General features: G+C 42.3%; 16 protein-coding genes. 4 read left to right on the top strand and 12 right to left on the bottom strand.

Translation table 11 applies throughout. From position 1 onward, the window contains the following. Positions 1–93 precede the first annotated feature (93 nt). Together ACQ86K_RS20005 and ACQ86K_RS20000 are read right to left on the bottom strand one after the other, a co-directional pair. Positions 94–1,131 carry a galactokinase gene (locus ACQ86K_RS20005; RefSeq protein ID WP_431198622.1) on the bottom strand — a complete coding sequence of 346 codons (1,038 nt, stop codon included), beginning with the start codon at positions 1,129–1,131 and terminating at the stop codon, positions 94–96. Further along, positions 1,059–1,259, bottom strand: a complete 201-nt coding sequence (locus ACQ86K_RS20000; protein WP_431198621.1) for a galactokinase family protein — start codon at positions 1,257–1,259, stop codon at positions 1,059–1,061. Before ACQ86K_RS20000 ends, ACQ86K_RS20005 begins: the two co-directional genes overlap by 73 nt. Before the next feature lie 179 nt (positions 1,260–1,438). Here ACQ86K_RS20000 and ACQ86K_RS19995 point away from each other — a divergent pair, with 179 nt between their 5' ends. Then, positions 1,439–1,729 (top strand): YciI family protein, encoded by a 291-nt coding sequence (locus ACQ86K_RS19995; protein WP_091162351.1) that lies wholly within the window; start codon positions 1,439–1,441, stop codon positions 1,727–1,729. A gap of 134 nt (positions 1,730–1,863) precedes the next feature. Here the strand turns inward: ACQ86K_RS19995 and ACQ86K_RS19990 are convergent, their stop codons facing one another. From ACQ86K_RS19990 to ACQ86K_RS19955, 8 genes are all read right to left on the bottom strand, one after another. Then, the gene (locus tag ACQ86K_RS19990; protein ID WP_091162353.1) at positions 1,864–2,262 is read right to left on the bottom strand and encodes a hypothetical protein; all 399 of its coding nucleotides are present in this window, start codon (positions 2,260–2,262) and stop codon (positions 1,864–1,866) included. A gap of 115 nt (positions 2,263–2,377) precedes the next feature. Further along, positions 2,378–3,241 carry an aldo/keto reductase gene (locus ACQ86K_RS19985; RefSeq protein ID WP_091162355.1) on the bottom strand — a complete coding sequence of 288 codons (864 nt, stop codon included), beginning with the start codon at positions 3,239–3,241 and terminating at the stop codon, positions 2,378–2,380. Between the two features lie 194 nt (positions 3,242–3,435). Next, positions 3,436–3,840, bottom strand: a complete 405-nt coding sequence (locus ACQ86K_RS19980; RefSeq protein WP_091162357.1) for a DUF1761 domain-containing protein — start codon at positions 3,838–3,840, stop codon at positions 3,436–3,438. A gap of 171 nt (positions 3,841–4,011) precedes the next feature. After that, complete coding sequence (locus tag ACQ86K_RS19975) at positions 4,012–4,638, bottom strand: hypothetical protein (protein WP_431198620.1); 627 nt, start codon at positions 4,636–4,638, stop codon at positions 4,012–4,014. Next, positions 4,581–6,734 carry a carboxypeptidase regulatory-like domain-containing protein gene (locus ACQ86K_RS19970; protein ID WP_431198619.1) on the bottom strand — a complete coding sequence of 718 codons (2,154 nt, stop codon included), beginning with the start codon at positions 6,732–6,734 and terminating at the stop codon, positions 4,581–4,583. Before ACQ86K_RS19970 ends, ACQ86K_RS19975 begins: the two co-directional genes overlap by 58 nt. 158 nt (positions 6,735–6,892) lie before the next feature. Further along, positions 6,893–7,834: a hypothetical protein gene (locus tag ACQ86K_RS19965; protein ID WP_143020663.1), complete on the bottom strand. Its 942-nt coding sequence runs from the start codon at positions 7,832–7,834 to the stop codon at positions 6,893–6,895. A gap of 75 nt (positions 7,835–7,909) precedes the next feature. Then, positions 7,910–8,848, bottom strand: a complete 939-nt coding sequence (locus tag ACQ86K_RS19960; protein WP_091162362.1) for a hypothetical protein — start codon at positions 8,846–8,848, stop codon at positions 7,910–7,912. 73 nt (positions 8,849–8,921) lie between these two features. Then, positions 8,922–9,863 (bottom strand): hypothetical protein, encoded by a 942-nt coding sequence (locus ACQ86K_RS19955; RefSeq protein ID WP_091162364.1) that lies wholly within the window; start codon positions 9,861–9,863, stop codon positions 8,922–8,924. A 96-nt stretch (positions 9,864–9,959) separates the two neighbouring features. Here ACQ86K_RS19955 and ACQ86K_RS19950 point away from each other — a divergent pair, with 96 nt between their 5' ends. Then, on the top strand, positions 9,960–10,427 hold the full coding sequence (locus ACQ86K_RS19950; RefSeq protein WP_091162366.1) for a CYTH domain-containing protein: 468 nt from the start codon (positions 9,960–9,962) through the stop codon (positions 10,425–10,427). A 7-nt stretch (positions 10,428–10,434) separates the two neighbouring features. Here ACQ86K_RS19950 and ACQ86K_RS19945 read toward each other — a convergent pair whose 3' ends face one another. Then, positions 10,435–10,728 carry a hypothetical protein gene (locus tag ACQ86K_RS19945; RefSeq protein WP_129569773.1) on the bottom strand — a complete coding sequence of 98 codons (294 nt, stop codon included), beginning with the start codon at positions 10,726–10,728 and terminating at the stop codon, positions 10,435–10,437. Between the two features lie 330 nt (positions 10,729–11,058). Here ACQ86K_RS19945 and ACQ86K_RS19940 point away from each other — a divergent pair, with 330 nt between their 5' ends. Both ACQ86K_RS19940 and ACQ86K_RS19935 read left to right on the top strand, forming a co-directional pair. Beyond that, positions 11,059–11,397, top strand: a complete 339-nt coding sequence (locus ACQ86K_RS19940; RefSeq protein WP_091162370.1) for an ArsR/SmtB family transcription factor — start codon at positions 11,059–11,061, stop codon at positions 11,395–11,397. Next, the gene (locus ACQ86K_RS19935) at positions 11,394–11,858 is read left to right on the top strand and encodes an SRPBCC family protein (protein ID WP_431198618.1); all 465 of its coding nucleotides are present in this window, start codon (positions 11,394–11,396) and stop codon (positions 11,856–11,858) included. Before ACQ86K_RS19940 ends, ACQ86K_RS19935 begins: the two co-directional genes overlap by 4 nt. Before the next feature lie 77 nt (positions 11,859–11,935). Here the strand turns inward: ACQ86K_RS19935 and ACQ86K_RS19930 are convergent, their stop codons facing one another. After that, on the bottom strand, positions 11,936–13,414 hold the full coding sequence (locus ACQ86K_RS19930) for a glutamate synthase subunit beta (RefSeq protein WP_091162373.1): 1,479 nt from the start codon (positions 13,412–13,414) through the stop codon (positions 11,936–11,938). Positions 13,415–13,416 lie beyond the last annotated feature (2 nt).

The raw sequence follows: 13,416 nt of genomic DNA, 5'->3' as shown, positions 1-13,416 counted from the left end.
TAGACCGTAGTTCATAGCCAATATTTGTTTAATAACAGGCTATGAACCATGAACTATCAACTATGAACCAAATGCAAAAATACAAAAAAGCGGTTAGTTAGCTACTGAAGCCAGTTCGCCTACACCATCGCCAATAAGCGAGCTATAAACTGAAGGTGCATAGCCAATTTTTTGCGTGTAATATTCGGTTACTTCCTTGCTGAATTTGTCGAAAGCATCACCTTTTACCAATGCTATAGCACAACCGCCAAAACCTGCTCCCGTCATACGGGCGCCCGCAACATCAGGGTTGGTTTTGCTGTATTCGGCAACCGCGTCCAGTTCAACACCGCTTACTTCATATAAATCGCGCAGGGAATCATGTGAGGCGTACATCAGCCTGCCAAATTCGGTCAGGTTGTTATCTGCAAGGGCTGTTGCGGCCAGTTTTACACGGTCGTTCTCTTCAATTACGTGTTTTGCGCGTTTCAGCACAACCGGATCGGTTATCAGGTGTTTGTATTGTTCAAAAGTAGCGCTATTGATCTCGCAAAGATATTTAATGTCCAGTTGCTGTTGCAAGGCCATTAGGGCTGCCTGGCATTCTTCTACGCGTTCGTTGTATTTTGATTCGGCCAGTTTGCGGGGTTTATTAGTGTTGATAATGGCAAGTACATAATCGCCAAGATTGCTGTCAACCGCCTGGTAATCCAGGGTATCGCAGTTAAGCATCAGGGCTTTGTTCTTTTCGCCAAAGGCAACTGCAAACTGGTCCATGATACCGCAGTTAACACCTATAAAGTTGTTTTCTACATCTTTTGACAGTTTAACCAGGTCGAGCTTGCTGTAGCCGCTGTTAAACAGGTCGTTAAGTGCATAGGAGGTAACCACCTCGATTGAAGCTGATGATGACAAACCTGAGCCAATTGGGATATCGCCATAAAATAGCATATCCAGGCCTTTTAACGGATGACCATCCTTTATAAAGCGGTCAATAACACCGATAGGAAAGTTAAACCAGTTTTCACCGGTTTTTTCATAACTGATTTGCAGCGGAATATCTTTTTGCTCACTAAAATTTAAACTCCTGAACCGGAAGATGCCATCCTCATTAGGGAGGTTAGTAAATAAGTACCAAAAGTAATAGCACATGGCATAACCAAACCACCGTTATAATCAATATGTTCGCCAATAAGGTTTACACGACCGGGCGAAAAGTACGCGTTGTCTGCTTCTTTGTTAAAGATCTTAATAAATTCCTGGTGCAAATTATTCTTCATTATTCAGGTTGGTTTTTCGGAAAACAAATATTGTAAAAATTGTCAACTTTACAGTTATAAATTTAATTTAATTTTTAATTCATTTTAATGGGATAGTTTTGCAGATATTCGGATCTGATAAAACATGCAGGCGCCAAAGCTGCAGGCATGTATTTAAGTACCAATTAAAATAGATATCCATGAAACAATACCTCGTTACCGCCTATGATTATACCGATGCCGAAGCATTTGAACGTCGGTTAGGTGCCCGCCCTCATCATCTTGATGGTGCCAGGGCTTTAAAAGCCAATGGTAATTTTGTGTTAGGAGGAGCTATGCTGAACGAAGAAGGCAAGATGATAGGCTCAACCATGATAGTACAGTTTGAAACCGATGAAGAGATGGAAGCCTGGAAACAAAATGATCCGTATGTTACTCAAAAAGTATGGGAAAGCGTTGATGTAAAGCCCTTTAAAGTGGCAGACGTTTAAGCCGGTTTGCAGTTATTAGTGTACAGTTTGCAATGACGAAAAGAAGCTCCGCTGTTCGAAGTCAGAGACTTCGGACAGCGAATATCACAGAATGTCAAACAGATTTTCACTGCAAATTCAAAACTGCCCACTGCCTACTGTTCCGACCATCTGCTCATTTGCCAGTATCCCTGAGCATCTTTGGCATAAAAAGCAGTATAACCCTTGCCCTGCATCGTAAAATTAAAATCAAACTGGTTTACCGAACTGTCTTCCGGCAAAAAATTGGCGACTACATTATCAGCTACCGCGGCTATCATAGCACCGAAGTCATCCTGTGCCTGTTCCTTAGCCTGGGTGCTCGCCATAAAATCATTAAAAGTTTCAAACTCGTAAGCTTCGTTGCGGTGTTTCCTTGCTGCATTAAAAGCCGCTTCGGCCCATTGTTGTTTGTAGGCTTCCATGGCGTTGAGCAGGTCTTCGGCTGATATTTCAGGCAGGCCATCCTTGCCTGTAGTGTTATAGTTGTTTAGTATTTCTTCTTTACTTTTCATTCAGGACTAATGTTTCATAATAGCTGCCGGTGTTCATCCTTTTCAATTTGATTCAAAATTAAAAGGATGCCAAATTAATGACATCCTTTTAATTTTAGCTCTTCAAATGTTTTATTTATACTTCAGACAGGCTGTTCAATACATCTATATCATCATCTGACAGCTGAATATCGGCGGTTCTCATATTCTCCTCCAAATGTTTAACACTTGATGTGCCGGGGATAAGCAGGATGTTTGGCGAATGATGCAATAACCAGCTTAATGCCACCTGGTGAATGGTAGCATCATGTTTGGCCGCAATACGGCTTAATATGTCTTCGCCCTGTACGTTGCCGCCGCCAAGCGGGAACCATGGAATGAAGGCGATGTTATGATCGCGGGTGTATTCCAGTTCGGCCTCCCATTTGCGGTTATCAACGCTGTACATGTTTTGTACTGATACTACTTCAAAGTATTGCTGGGCCAGCTTGATATCGTCGACGCTTACTTCAGATAAGCCTATATGCCTGATCTTACCTTCCTGCTGTGCTTTTTGCAAAAACTCAAATGATTTTTCGGCTGGAACTTTAGGGTCGATGCGGTGTAGCTGGTACAGATCTATACGATCAACCTGGAGGCGTTTCAGGCTGCCTTCAAGAGCTTCCTTCAAATGCTTTGGCGAAGCATCCACAGGCCATTCGTTGGGACCGGTACGTAATAAGCCGCCTTTGGTACCTATCAGGAGGTCGGTAGGGTACGGGTGCAGGGCTTTGGCAATTAATTCTTCCGATACATTTGGCCCATAACTATCGGCCGTATCAATGAAGTTTACGCCCAGCTCGACAGCGCGTTTTAATACACGGATGCTTTCGTCTTTATCTTTCGGCGGTCCCCAGATGCCAGGACCTGTAATACGCATTGCGCCGTAACCTAAACGATTAATGGTAATGTCGCCACCAATGGTGAATGTCTTTTCAAATGAACTTGTTGTGCTTGCCATGGTAATGTATTTTGGATTGACTACTGTAAAGTTCAACTAAAAATCACCAGTATTGTTCATAAAATGTATAACATCAATGTCATTTTGAATCTACACCAATTGCACTAATGGGTGTAAATAAATTACACGAATTAACGCTCGTTGACTATTTGTGTAATTCGCATAAAATCGTTTTCTATTAGTGAATAATCATCCTATCTCCAGGCACCTAATATCAACCCCATCAGGGTTAAAGACACTACGCTATAGCCGCCGTTTATGAATATCAGCCGCCAGCTTTTGAGCTCAAAAAGGCTGTGGATTGCAATAGCGCAGAATGTCCAGATACCGGCAAGGAAACCTGCTGTAGCTCCCCAGGCAAGATCGGTTTTTGCATCGGCTAAAAACATAGCAAGGTTAACAGCCATAATAATTGAAAAGAAAGCTGTGAAGCCAAAGGCCCTGCCTTTGTTGGAAGCCTGTAATTCGGCACTGGTTAGTTTATTATCTGCCATCCATGCATTGGCAAACAGGGCAGGAGAGTACCAGATACCGCCAACTAAAAACGCGGATAATGCTGCAACCATAACGGCCAGCCAGTTGATAAGTTGAAAATTCATGATGATAATGTTTAAATTAATTGGTTGTACTAATATAAACTATTAATAGGTAAAAGCTGAATGCACAAGGCTTAAAGCTTTTAAAAAAAACACTGAATAGGTATAAATGGAAAACCCTGATTGCTGCTTAAGCGATCAGGGTTTTCAAAATATAATAACCGGGGTTGTATCTTATTTTACGTTATAATGTATCACACTTCGGCCGATATTACCTTCGGCGTCAATCCCTTCAATTATAGCACGGTATGAGCCGCGCTGATCGCTGTTAAAGAAGCTGATGGTTGCAGTGCCGGTTGCTTTATCGGTAATTACGTTAGGTTTCCAATAAATAGTATTACGTAAGTCGCCGCCAAGTGTGCCTGCTTTGGTTACATCATATTTAGGCGAGTAAAACTCTTTGGCTTTAGTGTAACCCTGCACTGCAAAAGTGATCACATTTTGTTTGGGGATAAGTTCCTGTAATTGTGCGAGGGTTATCTTTTGTTTTTTAACAACCTTTTTGTTAATCACCAGTACGCCCTTGGTTTGGGTACTACGGTTAATGCCGCTTACCCCATCATTTAAAAAGATCTCCACAGATTCGACCTCGCTCGATGGGATGCTCGATAAAAAGTTGGCATCAACAGGCAGGCTGCCTACATATACCTGCACCGGGGTGCGGCCGCCGGCATTGTAATCGCGGGTAACGTAAAAATTGTTGTCGATATATGTAAGGCCCATTGCCATGGTTGATAAACAGTTTAACAACAAAGGGCAGCCCTGTAATTGCTGTGCAGATACTTCATGATCGGCCTGCATAGGTAAACCTGAGAACGTGCCATAATCAGCATGGCTGGCTTTTTTACGATCTTGGTTGATTTTACAACAACTTCTTTTATGGTACGTGAGCTTTGATATTGCTTATAGCTGTTTTGTAAATAAGGGCGGAAAGTACTGTCAATGTTCAGGATCTCATCGGGAATGTTGTTGTTTTTGCTCAGTTTTTGATAAGCTTCGCCATTAACCGATATGACCATGTTGCGTCCGTTAGGATTGTTGCGGGCACTCAGTGTAATTTTTGATGTATCCGGCACATTCACGTTTGAGAATTTAAAATTGCCCGACATATCGGTAATTGTTTCTGCCGAAAAGTTTTTATCTGGAATCAGCAACCTTAAGCTGCCTTTGGCTACCGGGAGACCTGCATTGGTCCTCAATGTTCCTGTTATGTCAATGCCTTGCTCCGGCATAAGGTATATAGGCGGATTTTTGTCAGCCAGTATATCCTCATAATCAAAACGACGGTAACCCTGGGTAAGCATCAAAATATCCAGGTTGGCCAGTTTTTCATCATCGGTTTTATTGAAGTAATAGTTCGGTTTTTCGATGTATCCTTTCAGATCGGAGGTGAGCAGCATATTACTCAATATGGTTGATTCTGCATCTTCATTTGACGGTACTGTACCATCATCAACAACAGCTACCGAAAAGCTGCCTTCGGCCGGGGTTGTATTGTTTTTTGCCGATACAGTGATCTTAACGTTGCCCCTTGTAGTGTATGATGGTTTATCAGTTTTAAGGGCCAGGTTCATCTGGTCGTTATGCTGAATAAACACAATCCGTTCGCACAGAGCATATCCGCCCGATGAAAACAACGTTACCTGCACAATACCCGTAGGGAACTTACTTTTAGGGATATTGGCCGAATAAACCGTGCTTTGTAGTACAGTTTGCGCTGCATAGTAAATAACACCGCCGCTTTGCGCTACCAGGTAAAAACTTTTGTTTTGTTTGCGCTGAAAAAACAAATCGTTAGCCGATATTTTTACAGTGAGATTGGTTGGATCATTGTTGTAAACGGCAATATTTATTCCCATTGATTGTACGCGAGGCAAATTATAGGTAGCCTGTGATCCATCGGGGAAAGTAATGTTTGCTTTGTACGATCTTTCGATGTCAGGAGTGATAGCGAAGATGCCCATTCCTAAATGAGCACTGCTGATCTGGGCAACCTCAGCGCCTTTATCATCAACAATGGTTCCTTTGATATCTACGCCCAGTCCGCTTGAGGCTATAGCCTTAAAAGCAACTTTAGTGCGGATCCCGTTGGTTAGCTGCCCTCCTTCCGGAAAAAACTGCACATCATAGCCTTTAACGGCTGTACGCATAGAAAAGCTGCTGCTGATAGTTTTACGGTCGCCAACGTCAATGGATGTAACCAGGATACCGCCGGTAATTACATCGGCCTGGCTTTCGGGCAGGTCAACCTGCAATACGCCTTTATCGTCTGTAACGCCGTGGCCTTTGCTTACGGGGTCGCCGTTTTTCATCAGTTGCCAGTTTACTTTTTTGTTGGCATACGGACTGTTGTCCGGCCCTTTGTAAAGGATGGTGGCATCAACTTTAACGCCAGTTCTTTTGCTTGAACTTTTATAAGTGATGTTGGTGCGTACCTGGTTATCTATGGCATTGCCAACACTAAAAGTATGGTCATAAAAATAATCCGGGTCAAAATTACGCATCCAGTTGGTGTAGCTTCGCAGGCGGTAAGCTCCCTGTTTATAAGTATCGCCGTTAAGCACAATGTTACCACTTGCAAAACCGTTTGTAACTGCAATGCGCTGACTCTCAACTACGGAATCGCGGTTGTTAATCAGGTCGACGTAAACTATACGGCTTAGTGCTGATGGCTGGCGCTTTTCAATGGTTACATAGGCTTTAAACCAAATGGTATCACCAACAGCATAATAAGGTTTATCTGTATGCAGGTAAACTTTCTCGATAGGGTAGCTGCTGATAAACTTGCTTGTTTTTTCGATTATGGTTGTTAGGGGGATGCTATCCTGCTGGGCAAAAACAGATGCGCCAAATGCGGTTAACAGGCATAATAGGAGTAAAAATCGACGTATGATCATCAATATAAGTTAAAGAAGTAACAGGGGCTAATATAAACATTTAGCCGTATTGCATTTTTAGCGGCTGTTTATTTAACACTTTTTTACAAATGCTTTTTTTAGCCGCTTGCGAAAGTTAAACGCTAAAAGCTATACACTTGTAAAAAATAGCACAATTGTTACTTGGCTGCAGTTTTGGCCTTGCCCTCAACATGTACCGAGACGATGCTTGAGTGGATGATGCCCAGGGTAGTACCAGGCTTTACATTAAGGTAAAATTTAAAGTAGCTGTCCACAACCGCTTTTGAGGTATGGATATAATCAGCCTCTCTTTCCTGGTCGCCGTTAAATCCAACAAGCGGGGCGCCGTAGTACAACTTGCCCTTATCATCAACATACATGGTGAAGGAAAAATAGAAATCCTTATAGGCATTTTTGATCACAATGTCGTAAGTAGGGTCGAGGTAGTCATCAGAGTTGTCGAAATTATTAAGTATGTCCGGTTTGGTAGTGCGGCGGGACACTGTTACCAGCGGGCTTTTGCTGGTTATAATAGCCGGCTGTCTGGCTGCAAAAGCCTTGGTATAATCTGCGGTTGCTTTAGCGGCAAGCGAACGGATGAATACAGTATCGGCATGGCTTGGCCTTCTTAATGTAGTGGTATCGGTGTGCAAAACGTTTTTTACATAATTATCGGCAAAAAAGCGCATGAACACCTTGGTGCCTTTAACATCAAGTGAATCCCCTTTCTGGATCAGGATCTCCATGGTTATGCTGTCCTTATTGATCTGCCTTATCTTTAACCATGAACGCGCTGCGTTGAAGATTGAATCATAGCCACGTGTTAGCGGGAAATTAATAAAAGCATTTTTTGTTGGACTGAAAATGCTTATCGAATCTTCTGAAACAAATTTTAGCTTCCATTGTGGCTCCAATTGATAACCGTATTCGTTAAACGAAAGACCGTTTTTTTGACGCCTGGATACTTCGGAATAATTGATGCCATTGTAAGGTTTAAAGGAGATCAGCTCTCTTTTCTTTTTACCTGAAGGACCGCTGCCGCAACCTGAAATAAAGGCAGATATGATGAAGAGCAGCCCAAATGCTGCCGTTTTTAACATTTTGAAATTGATAAGTAGCATTGCTGCTAAAGATATAGATAATTTGATAAATGGTTAAAAAATGGACCGATATCATTACAAGCTACTTTTGCCGGTAACGTTTACTGCAATCTCGCTGGTATGCACAATGCCAAGCGTACTGCCCGGCTTTACATCAAGATAAAACTTGAGGTAAGTCTCCATTACGGCTTTTGAAAGATGGGTATTGCTTACCCTTTGAGTTTCTTCGAAAAATACCCGTAGGGGTTTACCATAATGCATCCGCCCCACGGGGTCAACAAAAATTGAGAACGAATAGTAAAAGTTTGCATAGGCTTTATCAATGGTAATGTCAAACTCGGGTCGCATATAGTCGGATGGATTAAAATTGTTGAGCATGGTTGGCTCGGTATGGAGTTTTTTTATTTTTATCCGGTTGCTGCTGCTGCTAAGCTCGACCGGTTGCCGCGCTGCAAAGGCTTTTTCAATGTTTTTGTTGGCAACGTCGGCTAATCGCTTTATATATATCGAGTCTTTGCGGTTTGGGCTTTTACATTTACTCAAATCACCGTGAAGTGTGTTTTTAATATAATTATCGGCATAAAAAACCATATAAACCTTTGCGCCACGGGTATCAACCGAATCGCCGCGGGCTTTAAGCATTTCGATGATCATGCTATCCTTAGTCATGGTTTTAACTTTTAACCAGGTGCGGGCGGTATTAAAAACAGAATCATATCCGCGGGTAAGCGGAAAATTGATGAATTGTTTTTTAGCCGGGCTATAAATCTTTGTTGAGTCATCGGAAACGAATTGCATTTTCCATTGCGGCTCTAATTGATAACCGGAGTTATTAAATGACAGCCCATTATCTGATCTGCGCGCTATCTCTGTATAGCTGATACCCAATACAGGTTTAAAGGAAATCAGGTCTTTTTCGCCATTGTGTTTAACAATGTTACGTTGTTTGCAGCCCATGCAAAGCAAAGCCAAAACGATGCAGGTTAATTTTGCTATAGGTTTGTTAGTTATCATATAGGTATTTGTTAAATATATGACGTATTATGAACGCTAAAATGAGGAGGTTACATAACCCCGTGACTTAAATCTACACGCCCCGGTTTCCTGTAACATGAACGGCTATCTCGCTGGTATGCACTATACCAAGTGTTTTACCGGGAATAAAGTTCAGGTAGTATTTAAGGTAACTGTTCATTACCGCTGTAGAGAGGTGAATATAATTTTCCTCGTAGCTTTTTTCTGTAAATACCGTAAGGGGTTTTCCATAATGTATTTGCCCTGCCGGATCAATAAACATGGAGAATGAATAGTAAAAATTGCTGTAGGCTTTATCGATGGTAATATCAAACTCGGGGTTCATATAATCATAAGAAGTATCGAAGTTGTTAAGCATGGTTGGCTCTGTATGGCGTTTACTAAAAGTAACATGCGGGCTTTTGCTTTCGAGTTCAACAGGTTGTCTTGCGGCAAATGCTTTGGTAAAATCTTTATTGGCTGCATTGGTTAATGATTGTATGTAAACAGAGTCTTTTTTACTCGGGCTTTTGCATTTGCTTAAATCGCCATGAAGTACATTGTTTATATACTTATCCGCATAAAAAACCATGTAAACTTTAGCGCCGCGAGTGTCAACCGAATCTGCATAGGCCTTTAGCAATTCAATGATCATGCTGTCTTTTGTCATGGTTTTAACTTTGAGCCAGGTGCGGGCCGTATTAAAAATAGAGTCATAACCACGGGTAAGGGGAAAATTGATGAACTGTTTTTTTGTTGGGCTATAGATGCTGGTCGAATCATTTGAAACAAATCGCATTTTCCATTCCGGTTCTAACTGGTAACCAAAATGGTTAAATGATAGCCCGTTTTGTGAACGCCGCGCAATTTCGGTATAGCTGATGCCAAAGACAGGTTTAAATGAGATCAGATCTTTTTCGCCGTCATGTTTAACAATGTTGCGGTGTTTACAGCCAAGGCAAAACAAAGTCAATACAATGCAGGTTAAATTTGTAAAAGGTTTAGCAATTAGCATATAGGTTCGATATATTATAAATATATGATATTTACCAACTCCCAAATGTTAAATAATGCTAAAATTGCAGATTGTAAGTAAATCTGATATAAGCTGATGGCAATTGAAATAGAACGTAAATTTTTGGTAGATCAGGAGAAATGGCAGCTGGTAACAAAGCCTGAGGCAATGCATTTCAGGCAGGGGTACATTTTTAGTGATGAAAAGAAAACAATTAGGGTGCGGGTTACTGATACAGAAGCATATATCACTATAAAAGGGAGTACAGCAGGTTTTAGCCGGAGCGAGTTTGAATACACTATTCCCGCAACCGATGGCGTTCAGTTGCTTGATAATTTTGCCACTTCCGAGTTGGAAAAATACCGCTACCGCATTACTTATGCCGGTAAACTTTGGGAAGTTGACGAATTTTTAGGCGATAACCAGGGCTTACTGATGGCCGAAATTGAACTTGGCAGCGAGGATGAAGAGTTTGAACTGCCGCCATGGGTAACAACTGAGGTAACCGGCGATGATCGGTATTATAATGCCAGGTTGAGCATTTATCCTTTTAAAAACTGGTAGCAACTTTTCAGGCGCATTCCGGTAAGCCGAGCAGATAGTCGGGTTTCGATTCGTCGTAAACGGTCTTAACATACTTGTTGCCCTTGGGACAAAGAGCAGGGATCAAGCTGGTTTTATTGCCTTTGTCATCAATAATGTAAGCCTCACCATCCTCATGTTTTATCCAGTCATAAAGTTTCGACCTTTCGGTGAGGCCTTTTACATTGATCCGCTCGTTGATCCATTCAAGTGAGTCGATGGCCACATACGGGTTATCGTGCGGTGCGCTGTCGGTTTTTATAGATACTATACGTACTGCCATTGTATTAAATTGCATTAAACATTCAGGTGGATAAAAATATGGTAAAAAGCAATACCCCGAAATAGGTATAATCACCCAATTTTCACTACGTAAAATTACCTATGGTATAGGCGCTGCCGCTTGCTAACCATATCGCTTATTTGGCGAATAATGAAATGATTTGAGGATAGGGGTGTATTGCATATGCTTGTAAATAAGTATGTTGTAAGTAAAGTAGCACCCTGTAGGTGCGTGTTGCGTCTTTTTAAGAAAATTAAAATAAATATTGCGTAACCAAATGGTTTCATTTATATTTGTAACCGAACGGTTTCATGTTTCCGTTCTGTTACTATGCGAAGAGATGTTTTCCAGGCCATCGCCGACCCAACCCGCCGTGAGATCATTAACCTGCTGGCCAGCCGGCAAATGAACCTTAATGCCGTGGCCGATAATTTTGATATCAGCCGGCCGGCCGTATCCAAACACATAAAAATATTAACCGAATGCGGTTTGCTCATTATTAAGCAACAGGGGAGGGAACGCTATTGCCATGCCGATTTGAAACAGTTAAAGCAAGTTACAGACTGGGCAGAGCAATACCGCCGGTTTTGGACGCAGAAGCTGGATGCCCTCGACGCTTTTTTAACCGACGAACAAAATACAGATAACCATAAAAACAGCAAACTATGAGCACACAACCATTTGTAATTGAACGTGTTTATTCGGCGCCCATTCAAAAGGTATGGGAAGCCATTACCGTTAAAGAAAAAATGAAAGAATGGTATTTTGACCTTGCCGAATTTAAACCCGAGGTAGGATTTGAATTTGAATTTACGGCGGGAGATAAGGATAATTTTCAATACCGTCACCTGTGCCGGGTAACTAAAGTTGTTGAGGGCAAAACCATTGCTTATACCTGGCGATATGATGGCTATGAAGGCGACTCGGAAGTTACGTGGGAACTTTTTCCTGAAGGGAATGGCACCAAATTAATCCTCACCCATAGCGGTCTGGAAACTTTCCCGCCGTTGGATTCCTTCAAAAAGAAAATTTTGTTGCCGGCTGGACACATATTACAGGTATTTCGCTTAAAGAGTATCTGGAAAAGTAAAAAACAACAAAGCCGGGCGTTTGCCCGGCTTCATAATTAAAACAATATGATAAGGAGATATCTACTTTGTAAGTTAAAAATAACTAACCTCTAATCTCAAACCTCCAATCTCTAACATTAAAACACCTGGTCGAACTGGTTAACAGCGTCTTTACTTTCCAGCAGAGAGTGGCCCATTAAAAACTCGTCAACCTTGCGGGCAGCTTCGCGGCCTTCAGATATAGCCCAAACTACTAGTGATTGTCCGCGGCGCATATCGCCTGCTGTAAACACTTTGCTTACGTTGGTACGGTAGACACCCTCTTTCGCTTTAACGTTTTTACGGTCGTCAATTTCAACGCCAAGCTGGCTGATGAAAGTATCATGCTGTGGATGTAAGAAACCCATAGCCAGGAATACACGCTGACAAGGGATTTCACGCTCCGAACCTTCAACTATATGGAATTTTATCGGACGACCCATAAAATCCTGTTCCCATTCAACATCAACTACTCTCAGGGCACGCAGGTTACCTTCTTCATCGCCTAAAAACTCTAAAGTATTAACACCCCAGAAACGGTCGGCACCTTCCTCGTGTGAGCTGGTAGTTTTCAGTACCATTGGATAAGTAGGCCATGGCATATGCTGTGTACGCTGAGCCGGCGGCTGGAACATCACCTCAAATTGTTTGATCGATGCAGCACCCTGACGGTTTGAAGTACCCACGCAGTCCGACCCGGTATCACCACCGCCAATTACCACCACGTCTTTACCTGTAGCTATAATATCTTCGGCAGTAACCTCAATATTGCTAACACGTTTGTTTTGCTGTTTCAGGAAATCCATTGCAAAATGGATGCCTTTTAACTCACGGCCCGGAATGTTAAGGTTACGCGGAATAGTTGAACCGCCTGCTAAAATCACGGCATCGTTGTTACGTACCAGTTCATCAGCGACTACGTTTACACCAACCTCGCTGTTGTATTTAAATACAACGCCATCTTTTTCCATTACTTCAACGCGGCGCTCAACAACCCATTTTTCCAGTTTAAAATCGGGGATGCCATAGCGTAATAAACCACCTGCACGGTCATCACGTTCGTAAACGGTAACGGTGTGGCCAACTTTCACCAGTTGGGCTGCTGCAGCAAGACCCGCAGGGCCCGAACCTACAACGGCTACCTTTTTGCCCGTTTTAACAAGCGGTGCAGTTGGTTTTACAAGGTTTTTCTCATAAGCGATCTCGATGATGTGGCGCTCAATTTCCTCAATAGCAACAGGCGGCTTGTTGATGCCTAACACGCATGCAGATTCGCATGGGGCAGGGCAAATGCGGCCCGTAAACTCAGGGAAGTTATTAGTTGATGATAATATATGGTAAGCTTCTTCCCAGTTTTTACGATACACGGCGTCGTTAAACTCAGGAATGATATTACCAAGGGGGCATCCCGAATGGCAGAAAGGGATACCGCAATTCATACACCTGGCCGATTGCTGGTTAAGCTTCTCTTCAGTATATAAATTCACAAATTCGTTATAGTTCTTAACGCGTTCAGCAGCCGGAACTTTTGATGGAAGTTCGCGATTAAACTCCTGAAATCCTGTAGGTTTTCCCATTT

The organism is Mucilaginibacter sp. P19 (assembly GCF_050632265.1).
GTDB lineage: Bacteria > Bacteroidota > Bacteroidia > Sphingobacteriales > Sphingobacteriaceae > Mucilaginibacter > Mucilaginibacter gossypii.
The sequence above is the reverse complement of the archived record's forward strand: the minus strand, read 5'-3'. Positions and strand labels throughout refer to the sequence as shown.

Excerpts from the sequence above, each read along its gene's own strand:
- ACQ86K_RS20005 (WP_431198622.1), bottom strand. The coding sequence starts at position 1,131 with ATGTGCTATTACTTTTGGTACTTATTTACTAACCTCCCTAATGAGGAT.
- ACQ86K_RS20000 (WP_431198621.1), bottom strand. The coding sequence starts at position 1,259 with ATGAAGAATAATTTGCACCAGGAATTTATTAAGATCTTTAACAAAGAA.
- ACQ86K_RS19995 (WP_091162351.1), top strand. The coding sequence starts at position 1,439 with ATGAAACAATACCTCGTTACCGCCTATGATTATACCGATGCCGAAGCA.
- ACQ86K_RS19990 (WP_091162353.1), bottom strand. The coding sequence starts at position 2,262 with ATGAAAAGTAAAGAAGAAATACTAAACAACTATAACACTACAGGCAAG.
- ACQ86K_RS19985 (WP_091162355.1), bottom strand. The coding sequence starts at position 3,241 with ATGGCAAGCACAACAAGTTCATTTGAAAAGACATTCACCATTGGTGGC.
- ACQ86K_RS19980 (WP_091162357.1), bottom strand. The coding sequence starts at position 3,840 with ATGAATTTTCAACTTATCAACTGGCTGGCCGTTATGGTTGCAGCATTA.
- ACQ86K_RS19975 (WP_431198620.1), bottom strand. The coding sequence starts at position 4,638 with ATGCAGGCCGATCATGAAGTATCTGCACAGCAATTACAGGGCTGCCCT.
- ACQ86K_RS19970 (WP_431198619.1), bottom strand. The coding sequence starts at position 6,734 with ATGATCATACGTCGATTTTTACTCCTATTATGCCTGTTAACCGCATTT.
- ACQ86K_RS19965 (WP_143020663.1), bottom strand. The coding sequence starts at position 7,834 with ATGTTAAAAACGGCAGCATTTGGGCTGCTCTTCATCATATCTGCCTTT.
- ACQ86K_RS19960 (WP_091162362.1), bottom strand. The coding sequence starts at position 8,848 with ATGATAACTAACAAACCTATAGCAAAATTAACCTGCATCGTTTTGGCT.
- ACQ86K_RS19955 (WP_091162364.1), bottom strand. The coding sequence starts at position 9,863 with ATGCTAATTGCTAAACCTTTTACAAATTTAACCTGCATTGTATTGACT.
- ACQ86K_RS19950 (WP_091162366.1), top strand. The coding sequence starts at position 9,960 with ATGGCAATTGAAATAGAACGTAAATTTTTGGTAGATCAGGAGAAATGG.
- ACQ86K_RS19945 (WP_129569773.1), bottom strand. The coding sequence starts at position 10,728 with ATGGCAGTACGTATAGTATCTATAAAAACCGACAGCGCACCGCACGAT.
- ACQ86K_RS19940 (WP_091162370.1), top strand. The coding sequence starts at position 11,059 with ATGCGAAGAGATGTTTTCCAGGCCATCGCCGACCCAACCCGCCGTGAG.
- ACQ86K_RS19935 (WP_431198618.1), top strand. The coding sequence starts at position 11,394 with ATGAGCACACAACCATTTGTAATTGAACGTGTTTATTCGGCGCCCATT.
- ACQ86K_RS19930 (WP_091162373.1), bottom strand. The coding sequence starts at position 13,414 with ATGGGAAAACCTACAGGATTTCAGGAGTTTAATCGCGAACTTCCATCA.